Origin of the sequence: Pseudoflavonifractor phocaeensis, from assembly GCF_016901955.1 — a bacterium.
GTDB classification, from domain to species: domain Bacteria; phylum Bacillota; class Clostridia; order Oscillospirales; family Oscillospiraceae; genus Flavonifractor; species Flavonifractor phocaeensis_A.
Window position 1 is genome coordinate 1 of sequence record NZ_JACJLC010000213.1, and the last position, 725, is coordinate 725.

The window sequence follows — 725 nt, forward strand, 5'->3', positions numbered from 1 at the left end:
GCCGTTGATGAAGTACACCCAGTCGCCCTGAGCGTAGCCGTCGTACATCACCAGGTCGTCCTTGTTCTTCACGCCCACATTGTTGTTGAAGGTGACGGTGTCAGTGCCCACATAGGTAATCTGAGCCACGGTCTTGGGGGTCACGATGGCAACGTCGATCTTGCCGTCGCCGTCGTTGTCCACCAGATCGTAAGTAAAGGCCTGAGCCAGCTGGGCGGCCGCCAGATCGTCCAGGTACAGCTGGTTGCCGGCGTTGGTCCAGATACCGCTGTTCATCAGGTACACGGGAATGGCGCCGGAGGCGGCGTTCATCTTGTAGTTGGTGCCGTCGATCTTCACGGTGCGGGCAGCATCATCAAAGCTGTCGATCATGCCGGAAGCGGTGGAGAGCACCACATTGCTCTCGTGAGCGAACACACCATAGATAATGCTGTTGTCCTCAGTGTTGTAGATCACCTTGACCTGACGGCCATAGAGGCCGGTGTAGTCCACGGTGGACTTCTGAACAACGGCGGCACCCGCGGGAATGGCGTCGTTGTCGGTCAGGGCGTTGGCAATGCCGAACATGTTGGCGCCGTTGCGGAAGGTGTAGGTCCAGATGCCCTTGGCCTCGTCGTAGGTGTAGCCGGACAGATAGCCGATGGCGATGTTGCCGTCGAACTTGTCGATGAGCAGGCTGTTCTCGGTGCGGCCCTGAGCGTCCACAGCGGTGTTGTAGATCTCGG

1 protein-coding gene is annotated in these 725 nt (G+C 58.9%); it reads right to left on the reverse strand.

The genetic code is table 11. The annotated features are described in order from the left end of the window. Nucleotides 1–725, reverse strand: a 725-nt coding sequence (locus tag H6B51_RS17220; protein WP_204884813.1) for a hypothetical protein, incomplete at both ends; no start/stop codon positions are given.